The 17,254-nt window shown below is 42.0% G+C and carries 16 protein-coding genes and 1 pseudogene; 14 read left to right on the forward strand and 3 right to left on the reverse strand.

Features of this window, described 5'->3' with window-relative positions:
* The 4 genes from ACH2DQ_RS28785 to ACH2DQ_RS28800 all read left to right on the forward strand — a co-directional run.
* The coding region (locus tag ACH2DQ_RS28785; protein ID WP_395028789.1) for a helix-turn-helix transcriptional regulator at positions 1-1,195 on the forward strand (1,195 nt) is incomplete at its 5' end.
* 19 nt (positions 1,196-1,214) lie between these two features.
* Positions 1,215-2,897, forward strand: a complete 1,683-nt coding sequence (locus ACH2DQ_RS28790) for a sensor histidine kinase (protein WP_394914581.1) — start codon at positions 1,215-1,217, stop codon at positions 2,895-2,897.
* Positions 2,898-3,040: 143 nt separating this feature from the next.
* A complete protein-coding gene (locus ACH2DQ_RS28795; protein ID WP_394914580.1) occupies positions 3,041-5,020 on the forward strand; it encodes a beta-galactosidase in 1,980 nt (659 codons plus the stop codon).
* On the forward strand, positions 5,017-5,133 hold the full coding sequence (locus ACH2DQ_RS28800; RefSeq protein WP_394914579.1) for a DUF6783 domain-containing protein: 117 nt from the start codon (positions 5,017-5,019) through the stop codon (positions 5,131-5,133). The genes ACH2DQ_RS28795 and ACH2DQ_RS28800 overlap by 4 nt, the downstream gene beginning before the upstream one ends.
* Before the next feature lie 35 nt (positions 5,134-5,168).
* Here the strand turns inward: ACH2DQ_RS28800 and ACH2DQ_RS28805 are convergent, their stop codons facing one another.
* Positions 5,169-5,507, reverse strand: coding sequence for a winged helix-turn-helix transcriptional regulator (locus tag ACH2DQ_RS28805; protein WP_394914578.1), 339 nt, complete (start codon positions 5,505-5,507; stop codon positions 5,169-5,171).
* Positions 5,508-5,644: 137 nt separating this feature from the next.
* Here ACH2DQ_RS28805 and ACH2DQ_RS28810 point away from each other — a divergent pair, with 137 nt between their 5' ends.
* The gene (locus tag ACH2DQ_RS28810; protein WP_395028791.1) at positions 5,645-6,409 is read left to right on the forward strand and encodes an EFR1 family ferrodoxin; all 765 of its coding nucleotides are present in this window, start codon (positions 5,645-5,647) and stop codon (positions 6,407-6,409) included.
* Positions 6,410-6,503: 94 nt separating this feature from the next.
* Here ACH2DQ_RS28810 and ACH2DQ_RS28815 read toward each other — a convergent pair whose 3' ends face one another.
* Positions 6,504-6,719, reverse strand: coding sequence for a DUF4177 domain-containing protein (locus ACH2DQ_RS28815; protein ID WP_394914576.1), 216 nt, complete (start codon positions 6,717-6,719; stop codon positions 6,504-6,506).
* Between the two features lie 252 nt (positions 6,720-6,971).
* On the opposite strand from ACH2DQ_RS28815, the gene ACH2DQ_RS28820 reads away from it, so the two are divergent.
* The 4 genes and pseudogenes from ACH2DQ_RS28820 to ACH2DQ_RS28835 form a co-directional block, all read left to right on the forward strand.
* Positions 6,972-8,489: a DUF1538 domain-containing protein gene (locus ACH2DQ_RS28820; protein ID WP_394914575.1), complete on the forward strand. Its 1,518-nt coding sequence runs from the start codon at positions 6,972-6,974 to the stop codon at positions 8,487-8,489.
* 7 nt (positions 8,490-8,496) lie between these two features.
* Positions 8,497-9,180, forward strand: a complete 684-nt coding sequence (locus ACH2DQ_RS28825; protein ID WP_395028792.1) for a P-II family nitrogen regulator — start codon at positions 8,497-8,499, stop codon at positions 9,178-9,180.
* Positions 9,181-9,354: 174 nt separating this feature from the next.
* Complete coding sequence (locus ACH2DQ_RS28830; RefSeq protein WP_394914573.1) at positions 9,355-10,932, forward strand: glycoside hydrolase family 43 protein; 1,578 nt, start codon at positions 9,355-9,357, stop codon at positions 10,930-10,932.
* A pseudogene (locus ACH2DQ_RS28835) lies at positions 10,890-11,063 on the forward strand (DNA recombination/repair protein RecA); the annotation flags it as partial. The gene ACH2DQ_RS28830 and the pseudogene ACH2DQ_RS28835, both read left to right, overlap by 43 nt.
* Before the next feature lie 40 nt (positions 11,064-11,103).
* Here ACH2DQ_RS28835 and ACH2DQ_RS28840 read toward each other — a convergent pair.
* Positions 11,104-12,153: an AraC family transcriptional regulator gene (locus ACH2DQ_RS28840; RefSeq protein ID WP_395028794.1), complete on the reverse strand. Its 1,050-nt coding sequence runs from the start codon at positions 12,151-12,153 to the stop codon at positions 11,104-11,106.
* A 222-nt stretch (positions 12,154-12,375) separates the two neighbouring features.
* Here ACH2DQ_RS28840 and ACH2DQ_RS28845 point away from each other — a divergent pair, with 222 nt between their 5' ends.
* From ACH2DQ_RS28845 to ACH2DQ_RS28865, 5 genes are all read left to right on the forward strand, one after another.
* Positions 12,376-12,603: an HPr family phosphocarrier protein gene (locus tag ACH2DQ_RS28845; protein ID WP_394914571.1), complete on the forward strand. Its 228-nt coding sequence runs from the start codon at positions 12,376-12,378 to the stop codon at positions 12,601-12,603.
* 63 nt (positions 12,604-12,666) lie between these two features.
* Positions 12,667-13,335, forward strand: coding sequence for a response regulator transcription factor (locus ACH2DQ_RS28850; RefSeq protein ID WP_395028796.1), 669 nt, complete (start codon positions 12,667-12,669; stop codon positions 13,333-13,335).
* Positions 13,332-14,345, forward strand: coding sequence for a sensor histidine kinase (locus tag ACH2DQ_RS28855; RefSeq protein WP_394914568.1), 1,014 nt, complete (start codon positions 13,332-13,334; stop codon positions 14,343-14,345). Before ACH2DQ_RS28850 ends, ACH2DQ_RS28855 begins: the two co-directional genes overlap by 4 nt.
* Positions 14,346-14,454: 109 nt before the next feature.
* Complete coding sequence (locus ACH2DQ_RS28860) at positions 14,455-15,210, forward strand: ABC transporter ATP-binding protein (protein ID WP_394914567.1); 756 nt, start codon at positions 14,455-14,457, stop codon at positions 15,208-15,210.
* Positions 15,204-17,231 carry an ABC transporter permease gene (locus ACH2DQ_RS28865; protein ID WP_394914566.1) on the forward strand — a complete coding sequence of 676 codons (2,028 nt, stop codon included), beginning with the start codon at positions 15,204-15,206 and terminating at the stop codon, positions 17,229-17,231. The genes ACH2DQ_RS28860 and ACH2DQ_RS28865 overlap by 7 nt, the downstream gene beginning before the upstream one ends.
* The last annotated feature ends 23 nt before the right edge of the window (positions 17,232-17,254 follow it).

Here is a 17,254-nt window from a genome sequence, read left to right on the forward strand (position 1 = left end):
CCAGGATATATTGTCAGCAGAAATAGAAAAGGCCATGGGGGAAGTGCGGGAGTCGAAAATAACGGAGCGTAAGCTTTTTCATTATAATTTTCGTAAGTTTTTGCTGTCGGAATCTGATTCAGACTCAGGCTCAGACCTTACCGAATTTGTCTATAAAAAGGCAGGTGAATTCTTACTTCTGGATATCGTGCCGGATGAACCGGTTCTTTCTCTTGGTCTGACAGAACCCGCAGGCGTACCTGATTGGGAGGAAGCGGAAACTTATGAGAGACCGGGAATTGCCTGCAAAGGGATTATGGAGATGGAGACAGGACGTTTTACCTCCATTTTGTTTTTGAAACCCGGTTACAGCGAAAGCCAGAAAAGAGAATGCCTGCTGGAATTCGCTGCTTTGATTCAGAAGTATTTTCACCGGGATAACAGGACGGCGTCTGTTGTGATTTCCCGGTTGATCACAAATTTTTATGCGCTTCCGAAACTTTACCGTGAACTTATGGTCTATGGAGACAGACTTTATCTATATAAAAGGGATACCATAATATTTCAGGCTGATATGGTGCTGCCGTTAACTGACGAGATGTCCGGGGATATATTTCTGGAGCTGCTGGTGGCATTGGAAGCGGGGGAAGATGAGGCGGTCAGCTGTCTGGAAATGGTGTTTCAAAGGGCAGAAGCAGGTCCGGCAAGAGCAGAATTCTGCCGGATGACACAGGATATCATACAGGTATTAAGATCCTTTATGAAGAAAAATAAGATCCAGCCGGAATTATGCAAGGGGCAGGCAGTGCCTTATTCTGTAAGAGAAACCAGAGACTGGATGATCCGGGCGGTAAAGGAAATGTTTCAGGCGATAGCGGAATCAAAAAATAAATGGAAGTCTGAAGTGACCAGAAGCGCAATTTATTACATGGAAGAAAACTACAGCAGAAATATTTCTCTTTGGGATATTGCTGCATACTGCGGTGTAAGTGAAAGCTATCTCAGAAAGAAATTTAAGCTGGAGATGGGAAGCACCGTAGTGGATTATCTGACAATCCTGAGAATCGATAAGGCTAAGGTGATTCTGAAAAACAAAAGTGTCCGGGTTGTCGATATACATAAAATGGTAGGATTTACTTCCAGCCAGTATTTCAGCAACGTATTTAAAAAAGTCGAAGGCATCAGTCCAAGTGATTATCGCAATCAGCAGTCCTGACTGGCAAAGGAAAAGGTCTATGAGAAAAGCAGGTATTAAATATAAACTGATTATAATTACCATGATCGTAACCCTTGGAGTGCTGACCGCGTGTGGAATTCTGTCTTCCCTTTATTTCTTTAATATATTAAAAAAGCAGATCTATCAGGATGAAAGGCAGAAATTAAATCAGACAGCAGTCCGAATAGCGGATATTCAGGATGAGATGATGAAAATGGCAAAAATTATTGCCAGTGACGGTGAGATTCAGCGGATTATTACAGAAGAAAATGCGGTGGGAATGGTGGAATATTTTTCGGGCAGGCAGCAGGTTACCAACAAACTGTCCCAATATCTGAACATCCGCCAGGACAGTTACAGTGTGTATATTCTTACAGATCAGTCTGTTTATTTCAGTAATGGTCTGGCGACGGATGAGGATATCAGACAGGATTACTGGTATCAGGAAATGGAAGGAAACGGATTTACCGGCGTACATGAAATCTATCAAATGCAGTCCAAAATAAAAACCAGAGTGGTTAGTTACCGCATGCAGTTCTATGATATGAAAAGCGGTACCAGGGCGCTGGGGGATATTATTATTAATCTGGATTACGAAGAACTCCAGTATAATTTAGGAATGAATGATGAAATATTAGAGGGTTATTGGCTGTCAGATCAGGAGGGAAATAAAATCTGGTCCTACGGGAAGATTGGTGAGGCTGCCGAAAATTCCGGGCGCATCGTCCGTCAGGATTATCCCATGCCGGACGGGTGGACTTTATCTGCCCAAATATCAGACAGCGGGATCATTTACAAGCTCAGATATATTTTTATATTTTTCAGTGTGCTGTTTCTGGCGGCTCTTATTGTACTGGCGGCTGTGCTGTGGCGCTTTATGGGCATCCTGTTAAACCCCATTGAACAGCTGGTGGAAGGTGCCAAAGAAGTTGGAAACGGAAACTTTAATTATCTGGTTAATATTCAAACGGAGGATGAATTTCAGAGGCTGGGGGAGTCCTTTAATACGATGGTAGGTGATATTAAGAATTACATAGACACATCCATTCAATATGAGAAGACTGCAAAGGAGATGGAAATCAACCGTCTGATGCTGCAAATTAATCCTCATTTTATTTATAATACGCTGAATTCTATTGTATTTATGGCACAGATCAAGGGAAATGAGGATATCGCTATATTTGCAAAGGCTTTTATTTCCCTGCTGCAGGATACCCTGAATGTGGATAAAGATAAGATGTATATCAGCCTGGAACAGGAGATGACCAATGTAAAAAATTATCTGATTCTGCAGAGTTACCGCTATGTAAATAGATTCGAAGTGGTCTATGATGTGCATGAGGAAACACTGTCCTGTAAAGTACCGAATGTATTTATTCAGCCGCTGGTGGAGAATGCCGTATTTCACGGGATCTGCCCAAAGCCGGGGAAAGGTATATTAAAAATATCTTCCAGGCTGGAGGAAGACGGAAATGTGCAGATAACCGTTGAAGACAATGGTGCTGGAATGACCGGGGACCAGATAGAAGCACTTTTGAACACGGATATGAAGATCCGGGGAGGTATGAGAAAGATTGGAATTTCCAATATTAAAGAACGGATTCAATATATTTATGGTGAAAATTATGGAATGACCATTGAAAGCCAGGTGGAAATGGGGACTAAAATAGTGATAAATATACCCTTCGAACCGGTGGAGTAACTGAAGATAAAACGGAATAAACAGAAAATAAATCGGAATATACAGAATATAAACCGGAATAAACAGAATATTAATTGGAATAAACAGAAAGAGACACCAGAGAATTTAGAGAGCATAGAGAGAGCAAAGAGGATAAAGAAAAAATGGAAGAAAAGCTTTATTACGGATGCGCCTATTATCCGGAATTATGGGATGAGGAAGCGGTCGATACGGATATCCGGCATATGAAGAAGCTGGGTATTAATGTAGTACGGATGGGTGAATTTGCCTGGTCCGTGATAGAACCGGAGGAGGGAAAATTCAATACCTCGTATTTTGCGGGGATAATTCAGAAACTGGACTCCCATGGGATAAAGACGATTTTATGCACCCCCACGGCTACGCCGCCAGTCTGGTTGACTTACGGGCACCCGGAACGGCTGTTTCAAAATCAAAGCGGCGAGAGACTGTGTCATGGGGCAAGGCAGCACTGCTGTATCAATCATCCGTATTTTATAGAAAAAACGAAGATTATTGTGGAGAAAATAGCAGCGTCGGCAGGAAAGCTGCCCGGAGTTATCGGCTGGCAGATTGACAATGAGTTAAAGTGTCATGTATCGGAATGCTATTGTGAAACCTGCCTGACTCTGTGGCACCAATGGCTGGAAAAACGGTACGGCACTGTGGAACAGCTGAATAAATCCTGGGGGACAGAGGTATGGAGCGAGCGGTATCTTGCTTTTGAGCAGGTTCCGGCACCGGTTAAAACGCCGTTTCTCCACAATGCATCATTAGAGCAGGCATATAAGCAGTTTGCCCGGGAAAGGACCAGTCGGTATTGCCATATGCAGGCGGAAATAATAAGAAAGTATTCCAGTCAGCCCATTACCCATAATTCCGGCGAATACTTTGCACTTGATAATCCCCAGTTATTTGAGAAACTGGATTTTGCATCTTTTGATGACTATGCAGAGGCCAAAGATTACGCCATTATGCTCAGAAGCTATGATTATTTCCGCATGTTAAAAAAAGAGGTTCCATTCTGGGTTATGGAGACGAGTCCCAATCATAATGGCTGCCTTACCGGTGCCGCAGTACCTCACCCGGCAGGATATCTGAAAGCGGAAGCGGCAGCAGCTTACATTTCCGGTGCCCATGGGTTCTCCTACTGGCTCTTCCGGCAGCAGCAGGCGGGCTGTGAAATAACCCATGGGTCCATCCTGTATGCCTGGGGAGCTCCCACAACCGGATATACCGATGTAACAGAAGCGGGGCTGGTGAAAGAAAAGATTGAGCCTTATATTATCAAAACCCATATTCCCAGGGGGAAAGTGGCATTGATGTACTCGGATACTGCACGGATTACCTATGAGGTGGAGCCATTTGAAAATTATGATTACTGGAAAATGATCCAGATGGCATATGAAGAGGACATTCCCCACGATATGATGACGGATGTTATACATGAAGATACCGATTTAGAGGGATATCCGGTATTATATACGCCGTTTATGGCAAGTATGAAAGAGGATTTTATAAAAAAAGCGGTCAGCTATGTAGAAAACGGCGGTATCTGGATAACCGGTCCGATGTGCAATTACAGAACCAGTGAACATACGGTGCCTTTGGACGGGGGATTTGGAACGCTGGAGCAATATGCAGGTGCAAAAGTTAAATATCTGGAAAGCTTTACAGATGCAGGTGTCAATGGAAAAGCATTTGATACCAACATGGAACTGTCCATGCTCGGCGCAGTGTTTGAAGTGAAAGAAGCAAAACCGTTGGGCTTTGTGACATCCGGGAGGCTGAAAGGAGAAGTCTTTCTTACAGAGCAGCGTTTGGGAAAAGGAAGGCTGATTCTGATTGGATCCCGCCCCAAACAGGGGATCCGGCATAATTTTATGCAGAAACTACTGACTCACTATTTAGAAATAAATGGGGTACAGCTTTTCTGGAAATCGGATGGGGGAATTAAGACAGTGGAACGGCTGGGAGATAACGGATCGGTTTATCTGTTTGCAGTGGATATGAGCGGAAAAGGGGGCTTCTTATCTATTTGTAGAGAATTTGAAGTCGTATTTGGGGAACGAGTGGAAGGCGGGATCGAACTGAAACCGTATGAGACGGTTTTAACGCGTGTTTGAAAAATCATTCCCGCCAGCTGCATGCCTCACTTTGCGGTATATTTGTCCTGAATTCAGGTTATGCAGCCCGCTATGCGTCCTGCATCCAGGTGAAGGTTTCACAAAATGTGTGACGAACAGCTGTTAGAAAGCAATTTTAAATCATGCTCTAACGCGGCAGTTCATACAAGTGTTCATCACCCCATTTTTTCAAGTGCAGCATAACCGGTATCAGACTGTTTCCCAATTCAGTTAAATGATATTCCACATGGGGCGGTACTTCCTGAAAGTCATGTCTTTCCAGTATTCCGAAAGATTCCAGCTCCCGCAGCTGTTTTACCAATGAGGATTCTGCGATATGCCCAATGTGCCGCCTTAGTTCACCAAATCTGTGGACATCTTCAAATGCAATATAATATATAATTTCGATCTTCCATTTTCCACCCAGAATTTTTTGAATGGTAGAAATAACCGGGCATCTTTCTATGGACAATTGGTCTTTTTTCATCTGTTGCTGTCTCCTTACTTTTTACATAGTATAGCGATAAGCGTGAAAAATTGCAAGATACTACAAAAAAGTTCAGTACTTTTCTTTTTGCGGCAGGATGATATAATCTGTTTATCTTACAAGAGGAGAGTGACAAAATGAAAACTGTAATATATTATTTTTCTGCAACCGGGAACAGCCTGCACACTGCAAGGATAATTGGGGATAAATTGAATGCAGAATTAATACCCATGCCGGGGCATATGGGGGTTACCTGCAAAAGTGAAGTGATTGGCTTTGTATTTCCAACTTATTTTTGGGGACTTCCAGGGACGGTGTCTGAATTCATACATAATTTAAAGGTGGAATCAAAAAATCCATATATATTTGCTGTTTCCACATATGGTGCACTGCATGGCGGCGTTTTGGGTCATACAGAACAAGCGCTGAATGCAGAGAATCTGCAGTTGTCTTATGGGAAGGTGATTATGGCTGTAGCTAATTTTATAGAAGAATACAATCCCAGAATCGGTTCTGCGAAAGAGAATTTAAAAATGGCTGATCTGGAAGCGGCAAAGGCTGCTGAGGACATTTTGGCGGGAGTGCACAAATCCGGTTTCCGTGTCTCGGTATGGGATCGCTTATTCTATAAATTATACACCGGCATCAAGCTCAATAGGGATGGAGGGTTCTATGCTGATGACAAATGTATTGGATGCGGAATCTGTGAAAAAGTATGCCCCAATAAAAACATAGTTTTAAAGAATGGCCGCCCGGAATTCCAGCACCGGTGTGAACACTGTGTGGCTTGTATCAACTGGTGCCCGAGGGAAGCAATTCAATGGAGGAGAGTTACCAGGAAAAGAAACCGGTATCACCATCCGGAAGTGGGGGTGAAGGATAGTATTGGGGGGATGAAGTGATTTTTGGGGCTGGTGAGAAATCACCAGTCCTTGTTCATGTGGAAAAACCGCAAAAAAAGCAATGAAAAAGCAATTAAAAAAGCATGCCGCTATCTCAACATGCTTCTATAATTTCCCGCTCAAATACAAATACATAATACCCGGGTAATTCACTGCCTCCGTTCAGGTCCGTAAATTCTGTGAGCAGCCGCCAGTCCTTAGATGCATATTCATTTAACAAAGCTTCTAAATCCTGAAACTCCAGTTCTTTCATTTTTTTACTGCTGCAGTCTTTTAAGATTTCTTTCCTAACCAGTTTATATTCGTGCATCGTTCTCTTTTTCTCCATAAATAAAATTTGTACAGATTCTATTACAGTTACTATTGATAGTATATACATATATATGATTATTATTGATGGAAATATTTTTTGACCCCATACATTGGTTTTATTTGGAAAGAATTTAAAAGTTGTTATAAAACGAGTTTCCAAATAAGGCTCCTTCCTGTATAATAATTTATAATAGTAACCGTAGATGTGCTTGAACGAGTTCAAGCACTTAGATTTCTACAAGGAGTATACATGAAAAAACACAGAACCATATTACTGGAACAGTTTAAAGAGGCTCTGACATCTGTAATGCCAATTGCGGGTATTGTTTTCTTCCTCTGTTTTACCATTGTACCTATTCTAAACAGTATTCTAATGGCATTTGTCGTAGGAACGGTATTATTGATTATTGGCATGGGATTTTTTACACTGGGAGCCGACCTTGCGATGACGCCCATCGGGCAGTATGTAGGCGCGGAGACCACAAAATCCAAGAAATTCTGGTTAATCCTGTTTATCTGTTTTATGGTAGGGAGTATCATTACCATATCAGAACCGGATCTTCAGGTTCTGGCGGAACAGGTACCTTCTATCCAAAATGGAGTTATCGTAGGTGCGGTTGCTGTGGGGGTTGGCGTTTTCCTGGTGGTTGCCATGCTTCGTATCCTGTTTCGGATCAGGCTTTCTTATCTTCTGATCGGACTCTATGCCGCAGTATTTTTATTTTCCATTTTTGTTCCGGGCGATTTTCTGACGGTTGCATTTGACTCCGGCGGTGTGACGACCGGACCGATGACAGTACCTTTTATCATGGCGTTCGGTACGGGTATTGCGGCGATAAGAAGTGATAAGAATGCAGATGCAGACAGTTTCGGCCTGGTTGCCCTCTGCTCTGTGGGTCCCATTCTTGCAATTATGATTCTGGGTATGGTTTACCAGACAGACGGTGGAACTTATACCCGGATTGCAATTCCGGATACTGAAAATTCCCGCCAGATGTGGCAGCTGTTTCAACATGCATTTCCTACCTATTTTAAAGAGGTTGGAATAGCGCTTCTGCCCATTACTTTATTCTTTGCCGTATTTCAGATGGTCAGAAGGAAAATGAACAAGACGCAGATGATCCGGGTATGTGCGGGGCTGGTCTATACATATCTGGGGCTTGTAATGTTCTTAACCGGCGTAAATGTGGGCTTTATGCCGGTGGGCAATTACCTTGGCAAAGAGCTTGGTTCCCTTAGCTACCGCTGGATTATCATACCAATCGGCATGGTGATGGGTTACTTTATTGTTGCGGCGGAACCGGCGGTGCATGTACTGAATAAGCAGGTATACGAACTGACTTCCGGTGTGATTCCGATTAAAGCAATGAGTAAAAGTCTGGCTATCGGCGTCTCCATATCCGTGGGACTGTCTATGCTGCGGATTATTACCGGGATACCAATCATGTATATGCTGATTCCCGGATATCTGCTGGCGGGTGTATTAAGCTTTTTTGTACCGCCCATATTTACGGCAATCGCCTTTGACTCCGGCGGTGTTGCATCGGGACCGATGACAGCCACATTTCTGCTTCCCCTTGCAATGGGCGTCTGTACTGCAGCGGGAGGAAATGTAATTACAGATGCATTCGGGGTAGTCGCTATGGTAGCCATGACTCCATTAATAACCATCCAGCTGCTTGGCTTATATTTCAAGTTTAAGACGAAAGACAAGGACGGGGAAAAGAAAACAGAATCACTGGATGTAGAAGAGATTATCGAACTGTAGGGGAAAAATGATGAGTGATATTTATTTATTGATTACAATTGTTAGGCGTGAATATGAAGAGGATTATATCGATTTCTTCAAAAAATATGAGGTTCATTCCCAATTTGGAACGTTATGCAACGGTACAGCACAGCAAAAAGTGCTTGATTATCTGGGAATCGAAGATTCGGAAAAAGTCATGATGCAGGTGGTTGTGTCAGGGGACCTTTCAAAACGGCTATTGAAGAAACTGGTGTCAGAAATGGGCATCAACATGCCCGGAAGTGGAATTGCGATTACGATCCCGTTAGACAGCATCGGAGGCATTTCCAGTATGAGATATCTTATGGAGGAAAGAACTATGCAGTCAGAAGAAACAATTCATATAAATGAGATGCTCTATGCCCTGATCATCGCCATATCAGAAAGGGGCAGCTCGGATGTAGTCATGGAGGCAGCCCGAAGCGCAGGAGCCGGAGGCGGAACCATTATTCATGCAAAAGGAAGCGAAAGTGAATTTGTATCAAAATTCTTTGGAGTATCCATTGCCGATGAAAAAGATATGATTTATATCGTTGCGAAAAAACGGGATAAGGCTAATATTATGAAAGCGATCATGGAACGGGCAGGGTTATCCACCAAATCCCGTACCATTGTCTTTTCTCTTCCTGTTGACAGTGTGGCTGGTCTGCACAGTGTTATGGAGGAATAGCGCCTGCCATTTCAAAGGATGGTATAAAAAGTACGGTAAAATAACTGTAATTGTTCCGGTGTTAAACGAAAGAGTGTTATGATATGATTTTTGTGTTTCTAAATAATGCAGTTATAGGAATGAATTGCATTCATTGCTTTGACAAATAAAATATATTTGAAATGGAGAGATGATATGAAATACAAAAATCCAATTATACCGGGCTTTCATCCTGATCCAAGCATCTGCAGGGCAGGAGAGGACTATTACCTGGTGACAAGTTCCTTTGAGTATTTTCCGGGGATACCTGTATTCCACAGCAAAGACCTGGTGCACTGGGACCAGATCGGACACTGCATCACCAGAAATGAGCAGCTGACTCTTTATAAAGGCGATCCAAACAGTACCGGTATTTATGCACCCACCATCCGTTATCATGAGGGGATCTTCTATGTAATTACCACGAACATTTCCTATGGAACAGTCAGCGGAGGAAATGAACAAAATTTTATCGTATGGACCACAGATCCGGGCGGTGAATGGTCAGATCCCATTTGGCTGGACTGTCCCGGAATCGATCCATCTCTGTTTTTTGATGATGATGGAAAAGTCTATTACTGCGGAACCCACGGAGAGATCTTTTTGTGCGAGATTGATATCGTGACAGGTAAAAGAAAGACAGAAAAAACGTACATTTGGGGCGGGACCGGCGGCTGTTGTCCGGAAGGACCCCATATTTATAAAATCAATAACTGGTATTACCTGTTTATCTCAGAAGGGGGTACGGAATACGGTCATATGCTGACGGCTGCCAGAAGCCGGAATATATGGGGACCCTATGAAGGATACTGCGGTAATCCGGTATTGACAAACAGGAGCAGAGGAACATCCCTGAAGGCGATTGGACATGCAGATATTACCCAGGATCAGAATGGTAACTGGTGGGCTGTTTGCCTTGGAATCCGTCCGCTTTCCTATCCATTCCGGCATAACCTGGGAAGAGAAACGATGCTTGTACCTATGGTGTGGGATGAACATGGCTGGCCCGTGATGGGCAACAAGGGAGTGGTGGAAGAGGAAGTAGAAACAGACTGTCTGCCGGGCTGCCCGGATATGAATATTTTTCAGCAGAAAACCCTTACAGTCAGAGATACATTCGATTCCGAAAAGCTTGATTTTGCATGGAATTTTATATATAACCCCTGCCCTCAGTTATGGAATGTTATTTCCGGGAGAGGACTTACCCTGTATGGCAATGAAAATGCACTTTCAAAAGCGGATACTATTGCATGGATCGGACGAAGGCAGGAGCATCACAACTGCATAGCCCGGACAGAGTTGCATTTTGTGCGAGAGCAGGATGAGGAAGAGGCAGGACTTACGGTTTATATGAATAACCGCCATCATTATGAAATTGCAGTTAGCAGGCAGGAGGGGGAAGACTGTATCCTGTTTCGCAGGCAGATTGGAAGCCTGTGGAAGACGGAAAATAAAATTCCCTGCAATTGTTCCCAAGTATTTCTGGAAATGGAAGCAGATTTGGAAACGTATGTATTCCGTTACAGCCTGGACGGTAAGCAGTTTCATGAAATTGGAAGAGGGGAGACGGCATATCTGACTACTGAAGCCGGAGGTGTTTTTACCGGGAATTATATAGCAATGTACGCATCGGGGAATGGCAGAAAGTGTGTCCGTGGAGCAGAATTTTGTTGGTTTGAATATACCGGAAAATTAAAAGTGCTGGAGACCGTATCGGCAACAGAACCCGGGTAAAGGTAGTGAAGAATAAGATTGCACCTCCTTTTAAAGAGGCAGAATTTGATATCATATACGGGCAGGGAATATCCAGAGAAGGGGATATCCTGGACCTGGCGTCCGAGATCGGAGTAGTAGTGAAAATCGGAAAATTAGACCGTTACGCAGACAAAGAGAGGGTACCCTTCACTATTTGGGTACTCTTTTTTTAATGCCTGTCTGTGAGTTTTGTTTCCGGTAATGGCTTGGCGTATCGCGCATGTGCTTTTTAAACATGCGGATAAAGGTCTCCGGGTTCTTATACCCGACTTTGTCGCTGATATCTGCGATAATCATAGAAGTGAAAACCAGCAGATTTTCGCTCTGCTGCATCCGAATATTAGTTAATAATTCAGAAAAGGTATAGCCGGTAACTTCTTTGATTAGCTTTGAGCAATATTGCCGTGAATAATGAAAATGGTCTGCAACTTGGTCAATGGAAACATTTTTATATTCATTGATGATGTAGTTGATCATGGAGGTTTCACAGTCATCTTTATGAGATTTAGGGATTTCCAGCGTACTTTGGTGTCTGCGTATCAGCTGGGTAAAGAAAATCGTCACCAGGCTGCATATTATCCGGTCCGAATATTCATCCGGGTTACGGTGTTCCCTGTACATATCCAGAATATAGTTTCGGATCACAGCATCTCCTTGTGTTTGAAACATCAGATAGCGCACCTTTTTACGGGAATAGATGTTGTCCAGAAAAAAATGTGAAATCTGAGTTTTGTCTCTCACCGTATTGATGAAAATATCAAGAAATGTGGTATAGCGTATCAGGATGTTGAGTATGATACTGTCGTTATATACTTCGATTCCATGCATGACCCCTGGTGCAAGCAGACATAAATCCCCTTTGGATAAAATAATTTTCTTCTCTTGAAAATGCTGGATACAATTCCCGGATATAACATAAATCATTTCAAAAAATCCATGTTCATGATAGAAAAGCGGAAAGTAACGTGGATGTTTCACAATAGACACATTGCGCCCGGTACTGATAAATTCATCTTCGGAACGAAAAGAAGCAATTTTCTCCGGGTGCATTACCATATTTATACCCGATACATCGTACTGATAAGTCTCTAAAAAAGAATCCAGTGAAATTTTGTTTTGCTTCACCACAGCAAAGTCCCGAAACAGGCATTCATCATTCGTCCATTCTTTTAGTTCCTGCAAGATCTGTTCATACTCCATATATTTTATCCTTTCTTTTCTTACATTATATAAAATAGTTTCCTTATAGTCAATTAAATTGATTAATCGGAGTCATGGAATTATAGACTTCTTTTGCTTATAATATTTTTATCACAGCTGTAAATTGTAAGTGATTAGTCATTGGGACCGTTAGAGGCTGACCGCATATAAATGTGGGCGGCTTCTGAAATAGCAGCCAGCTGAAAGAAGGAGAATAAATTTATGGTAACAATTTATATTGAATTAAAATCCATCGGGGAAGTCAAAAATTTTATAAAAGATATATCACAAATGGATGGAAGCTTTGATCTCATATCCGGCAGATACATCATTGATGCCAAGTCGATTCTGGAAATCTATTGCCTGAATTTATCAAAACCATTACAGTTAAATATCCGGCATACTGATATAGAAAATGTGCAAAAGCTGAGAAAATATGAGATTATGTAAAAAGGTAGATATTGTCCTTCGAATAGTGTATATTGTAAAAAGAAGCACAAATCGGAGGTAGCGATGAATAAAATACTAATTATTGAAGACGAACTGGTGATCCGGGAAGAGCTGACCATTCTGTTAAAAAATGCAGGATATCTGGCTGAAACGGTACTTGATTTTGACGACTGTATAAGTGAAGTAGAAACGTACAACCCGGATCTGATACTGCTGGATATCAACCTGCCGGGACAGGATGGCTTTCGTTTATGTTCTTCCATCCGCAGCTTTTCATCGGTTCCAATCATTTTTATTACCGGCAGAGATACCCCCTTTGATGAGCTGCAGGCATTGACCCTGGGCGGTGACGACTATATAACGAAACCCTATAATATTCCCATACTTCTGGCGCGGATTCAACTGCTGCTTCGCAGAACGGGCAGCACCAGTGCCCCTATGGACTATTTAGAATGTCAGGAGGTAAAACTCTTTCCGGTATCTGCAGTGATTCAGTATAAGGATCAGAAGGCAGAGCTGTCCAAAACAGAATTGAAAATTCTCTATTATCTGTTTACCAACAGCCAGAAAGTGGTTTCCCGCATGGAACTGATCGAATATTTGTGGGATAATGAAATCCATATAGATGACAATACTTTAAGCGTGAACATGACAAGAATCAGGGATAAGCTGAACCAGATTAATGTGAGGGATCTTATTCAGACGAAAAGAGGAATGGGTTATAAAGTATGAGATTAAAAGAATATCTTACAGACAGATCGGGAGCCTTACTGTTAAATGCAGCCTGTATCTTTGGGTTATCCATATTTTTATATTTAATTGGAAATGGTATCGGAGAGATTGCCATTATCATATTATGCTGGCTGACCATACTGTTTTTTTATTTTCTGCCCGATTACCGGTACCGTAAAAAATATTCTGATGAGTTAGTTTCCCTGGCTGATACGCTGGATAAGAAATACCTGACTGGGGAAATAGCGAAGATGCCTGTATCAAAAGAGGGCGGTATCTACTTCCGATTTATGAAAAAAGCTATGAAATCAATGGCAGATGAAGTATCCCAGGCACAGCGTGAAAATGAAGAATACCGGGATTTTATTGAAAAATGGATCCATGAAATAAAGGTTCCCATTACCGGGGCAAAGCTGATATGTGAAAATCATAAGACAGACCAGTCCAGGAAAATTCTTACCCAGGTTGAGCAGATCGAAACGGATGTGGAAAGAGTACTTTATTATGCCAGAATGGGAAGCGTAGAAAAGGATTATATGATAAAAGAAACACACCTGCACGCAGCGGTTCGAAGTGTACTAGCCAGAAATAAGCAGTTGTTAATCTCTAACTGCGTTCTTGTAAATACAGAACAGGTTCATGCCTGTGTCTATACGGATCAGAAATGGATTGAATTTATCATAAATCAGGTGATTATTAATTGTATAAAATACAGGAAAGAAAATTCTCTGCAAATCGATATTATGACAAATCAGGCACCTCAGGGGGTATCCCTTACGATCCGTGACAATGGGATGGGGATAAAAGAAAGCGAGCAGAAACGTATATTCGAGAAAGGCTTTACCGGCAGCAATGGCAGGGTAAACCGCAATTCTACCGGGATTGGAATGTATCTTTCCAGAGAACTCTGCAAAAAACTGGGAATAGAGATTTCAGTGGAATCTGTCCCGGGGGAGTATACGGCTGTCACACTTTTCTTTCCCAAAGGAGATTATCTGCAGAGGCAGTGATTATTCTTTCAATTTTGTAAGTTAAAATAAAGCTTTCTGTATACAACAGCAGCAAAATTACTGTTACAATAACAGCAACCCGGGAAACAAATGGAAAAGGAGTAATGATATGCTGTTGCAGGTAGAATATATTGAAAAATATTATGGTACGAAAACGAATATTACAAAGGCATTAAATAAAGTCAGTTTTGGCGTGGAAAAAGGAGAATTTATCAGTATCATGGGGGCTTCCGGCTCCGGGAAAACGACACTGCTCAATTGCATTTCCACTATCGACACGGTCACTTCAGGTAAAATTCTCTTAGATGGGGAGGATATTACCACGATTAAGGAAGAGGAGATTACCGCATTTCGCAGAGACAATCTGGGGTTCGTTTTTCAGGAATACAATCTGCTGGACACCCTGACGATTGAGGAAAATATAGCTTTGCCGCTGACGATAAAGGAGATGGAACCAAAAGAAATTACCAGGTGTGTTATGGAAATAGCAAGGCGGCTGCAGATTGAGGACATTCTGCCTAAATTTCCTTACCAGGTATCCGGAGGACAGCGGCAGCGGTGTGCCTGTGCAAGAGCCGTTGTTACCAGACCGAAACTGGTACTGGCTGATGAACCTACCGGTTCGCTGGATTCCAAATCAGCCTTCAGGCTGTTAGAGGTAATGGAAGAATTGAATCAGGAGATGACAGCGACAATTCTCATGGTAACCCATGATGCATTTTCCGCCAGTTATGCAAACCGTATTTTATTTTTAAAGGATGGAAAGATCTTTAATGAAATATGGAAAGGTGAGAAAACACGTTCCAGATTCTATCATGAAATCCTCGATGTGCTCTCTTTACTGGGAGGTGATGTGCCATGCTGAAACAGCTCTCCATAAGGAATGCAAAGCGGCAGGCAAGGGAGTACATGATCTATTTCATAACAATTACCTGTACCGTTTCTTTTATGTACGGGTTTCATGCACTTATTTTTTCCGATACGGTTTCCAGTCTGCCTGAACTGGAAATATTATTCTATATGATTATTATGATTTCGATTTTAATCGTGTTTATTTTGGGCTGGCTGGTCCATTATATGACGAACTTTATGCTGAAGAAACGAAGTAAAGAATTAAGTACTTATATGATTCTGGGAATATCGAATAAAGATATTTCAAGATTATTCTTTAAAGAGAATTTCCTGATCTGCGGGATGGCATTTGTCTGCGGAACATTATTTGGATACCTGATTTCTGAAATCCTGAAAATTATTATTTTGAATCTGTTCGGGGCAGATTACCAGTTTTCCATTTCCTTTTCCTTACGGGCAATTGCATTAACCGGATTCTATTTTCTGCTGATTTTTATCTTTGCACTGTGGAGAAATGGCAGATCAATCCGTAAAATGAAGCTGTATGATTTACTGTATTATGAAAAAAGAAATGAGAAATCGAGTTTGGAGAAAGCAGGATGGATGGTGGTTGTATTTCTCATATCATTTATCTGCGGTGCGGCTGGAATCGGATTATTTATTTATATGCCCATTGGAAAAGGGTATGATGTCTTGTTTGGCCTGGCATTAATCGTGCTTTTTCTGTTTGGTTTTTTTCAGAGCGTTCCGGGGTTTCTGGCAAAGGTATTTGGCAGCAGGGAAAATATAAAATACAGCAAAAACAGGCTCTTTTTACTCCGTTCTTTTACATCTAAGATAGCATCCCTAAGTATGACACTGAGCATGATATGTATACTCTTTACATTGGCACTGACGGCTATGGGAGTTGCCGTTTCCGTAAATAAAATAGCCAGCAGATCCATAGAATTGAATGTATTTGATATCGTAATTTTAAGCAAAAATCCGGAAAGCCGTTTGTCGGACTATCGCAGCAGCATAGAAGGGGAAGCATCTGTGACAGCAGATCATTCCTATAATGTCTATCACAATGAGAGCAGAACCTTTCAGGATATCCGAAAAAAGGCTGCTGCCGAATACAGCAGTCTGCCCCAGGATATATATGTAGAGTATCAGTATGATACGTTCATGAAATACAGTGACTACCGTACCCTGTGTAATATGCTTGATATAGAGGTTCCTAAGCTTCAGGAGAATGAATATATGATCCATTGTACAGCGGCACTTCAGGATGCATACAGCGGATTACTTCATCGCGGGATCGCCATAAACGGTAAAACGATGGAGCTGGCAAGTATAAATACAGCTCCTTTTAATCAGGCAGATGCCTATGGAAACGGCTTGGATTTTATCATTATTGCCCCGGATGATATGGTGGAGAAGCTGTCTGTAGTCTATCAGGTTTATTCGGTGCATACCGACAGACCGGTCAGCAGTATGGCGTTAGAAAAGCTGTGCAGCCAGCATAGCAGGTTAGAGATCCTGAATCGAAATATGTTAATATCTACCAGTGAAATGGGTAGTTATGCGACCAGCATGGCGAATGTGGACAAGGATTATATCTCAGGCAGATCGGCATTTAAAAAGTCGTATGCGAATGTGTATTCTGTCATGGTGGCGCTATTTTATCTGGCACTTATTTTTATCGTCACCGGTGCCACCATATTGGTAACACAGATTTTAAGCGATACTGAAAAAAATAAAAAGCAGTATGATATCCTAAGGCATATCGGCATGAATGCAGGGAAAGTCAATCAAACGGTGAACAAACAGCTGGCTGCATTTTTTCTGCTTCCTCTGATTCCGGCTGTGGTAATCAGCAGCAGCCTGGTATTTATCTCCATGAATGTCATGCAGCCAGAATCCTTTACCTTTCCTGTTATTCCGGGAAGAGGATGGATTTGGGGTTCGATAGCCAGCACAGCAGGACTGCATTTTATACTATATGGCATTTATTTTATCGCGGTTAGTAAAAGTTATAAGAAAAATATTTAGTTGAGAAATTATCTCATTTCCAA

The sequence above is a fragment of the Robinsoniella sp. genome, assembly GCF_034124845.1.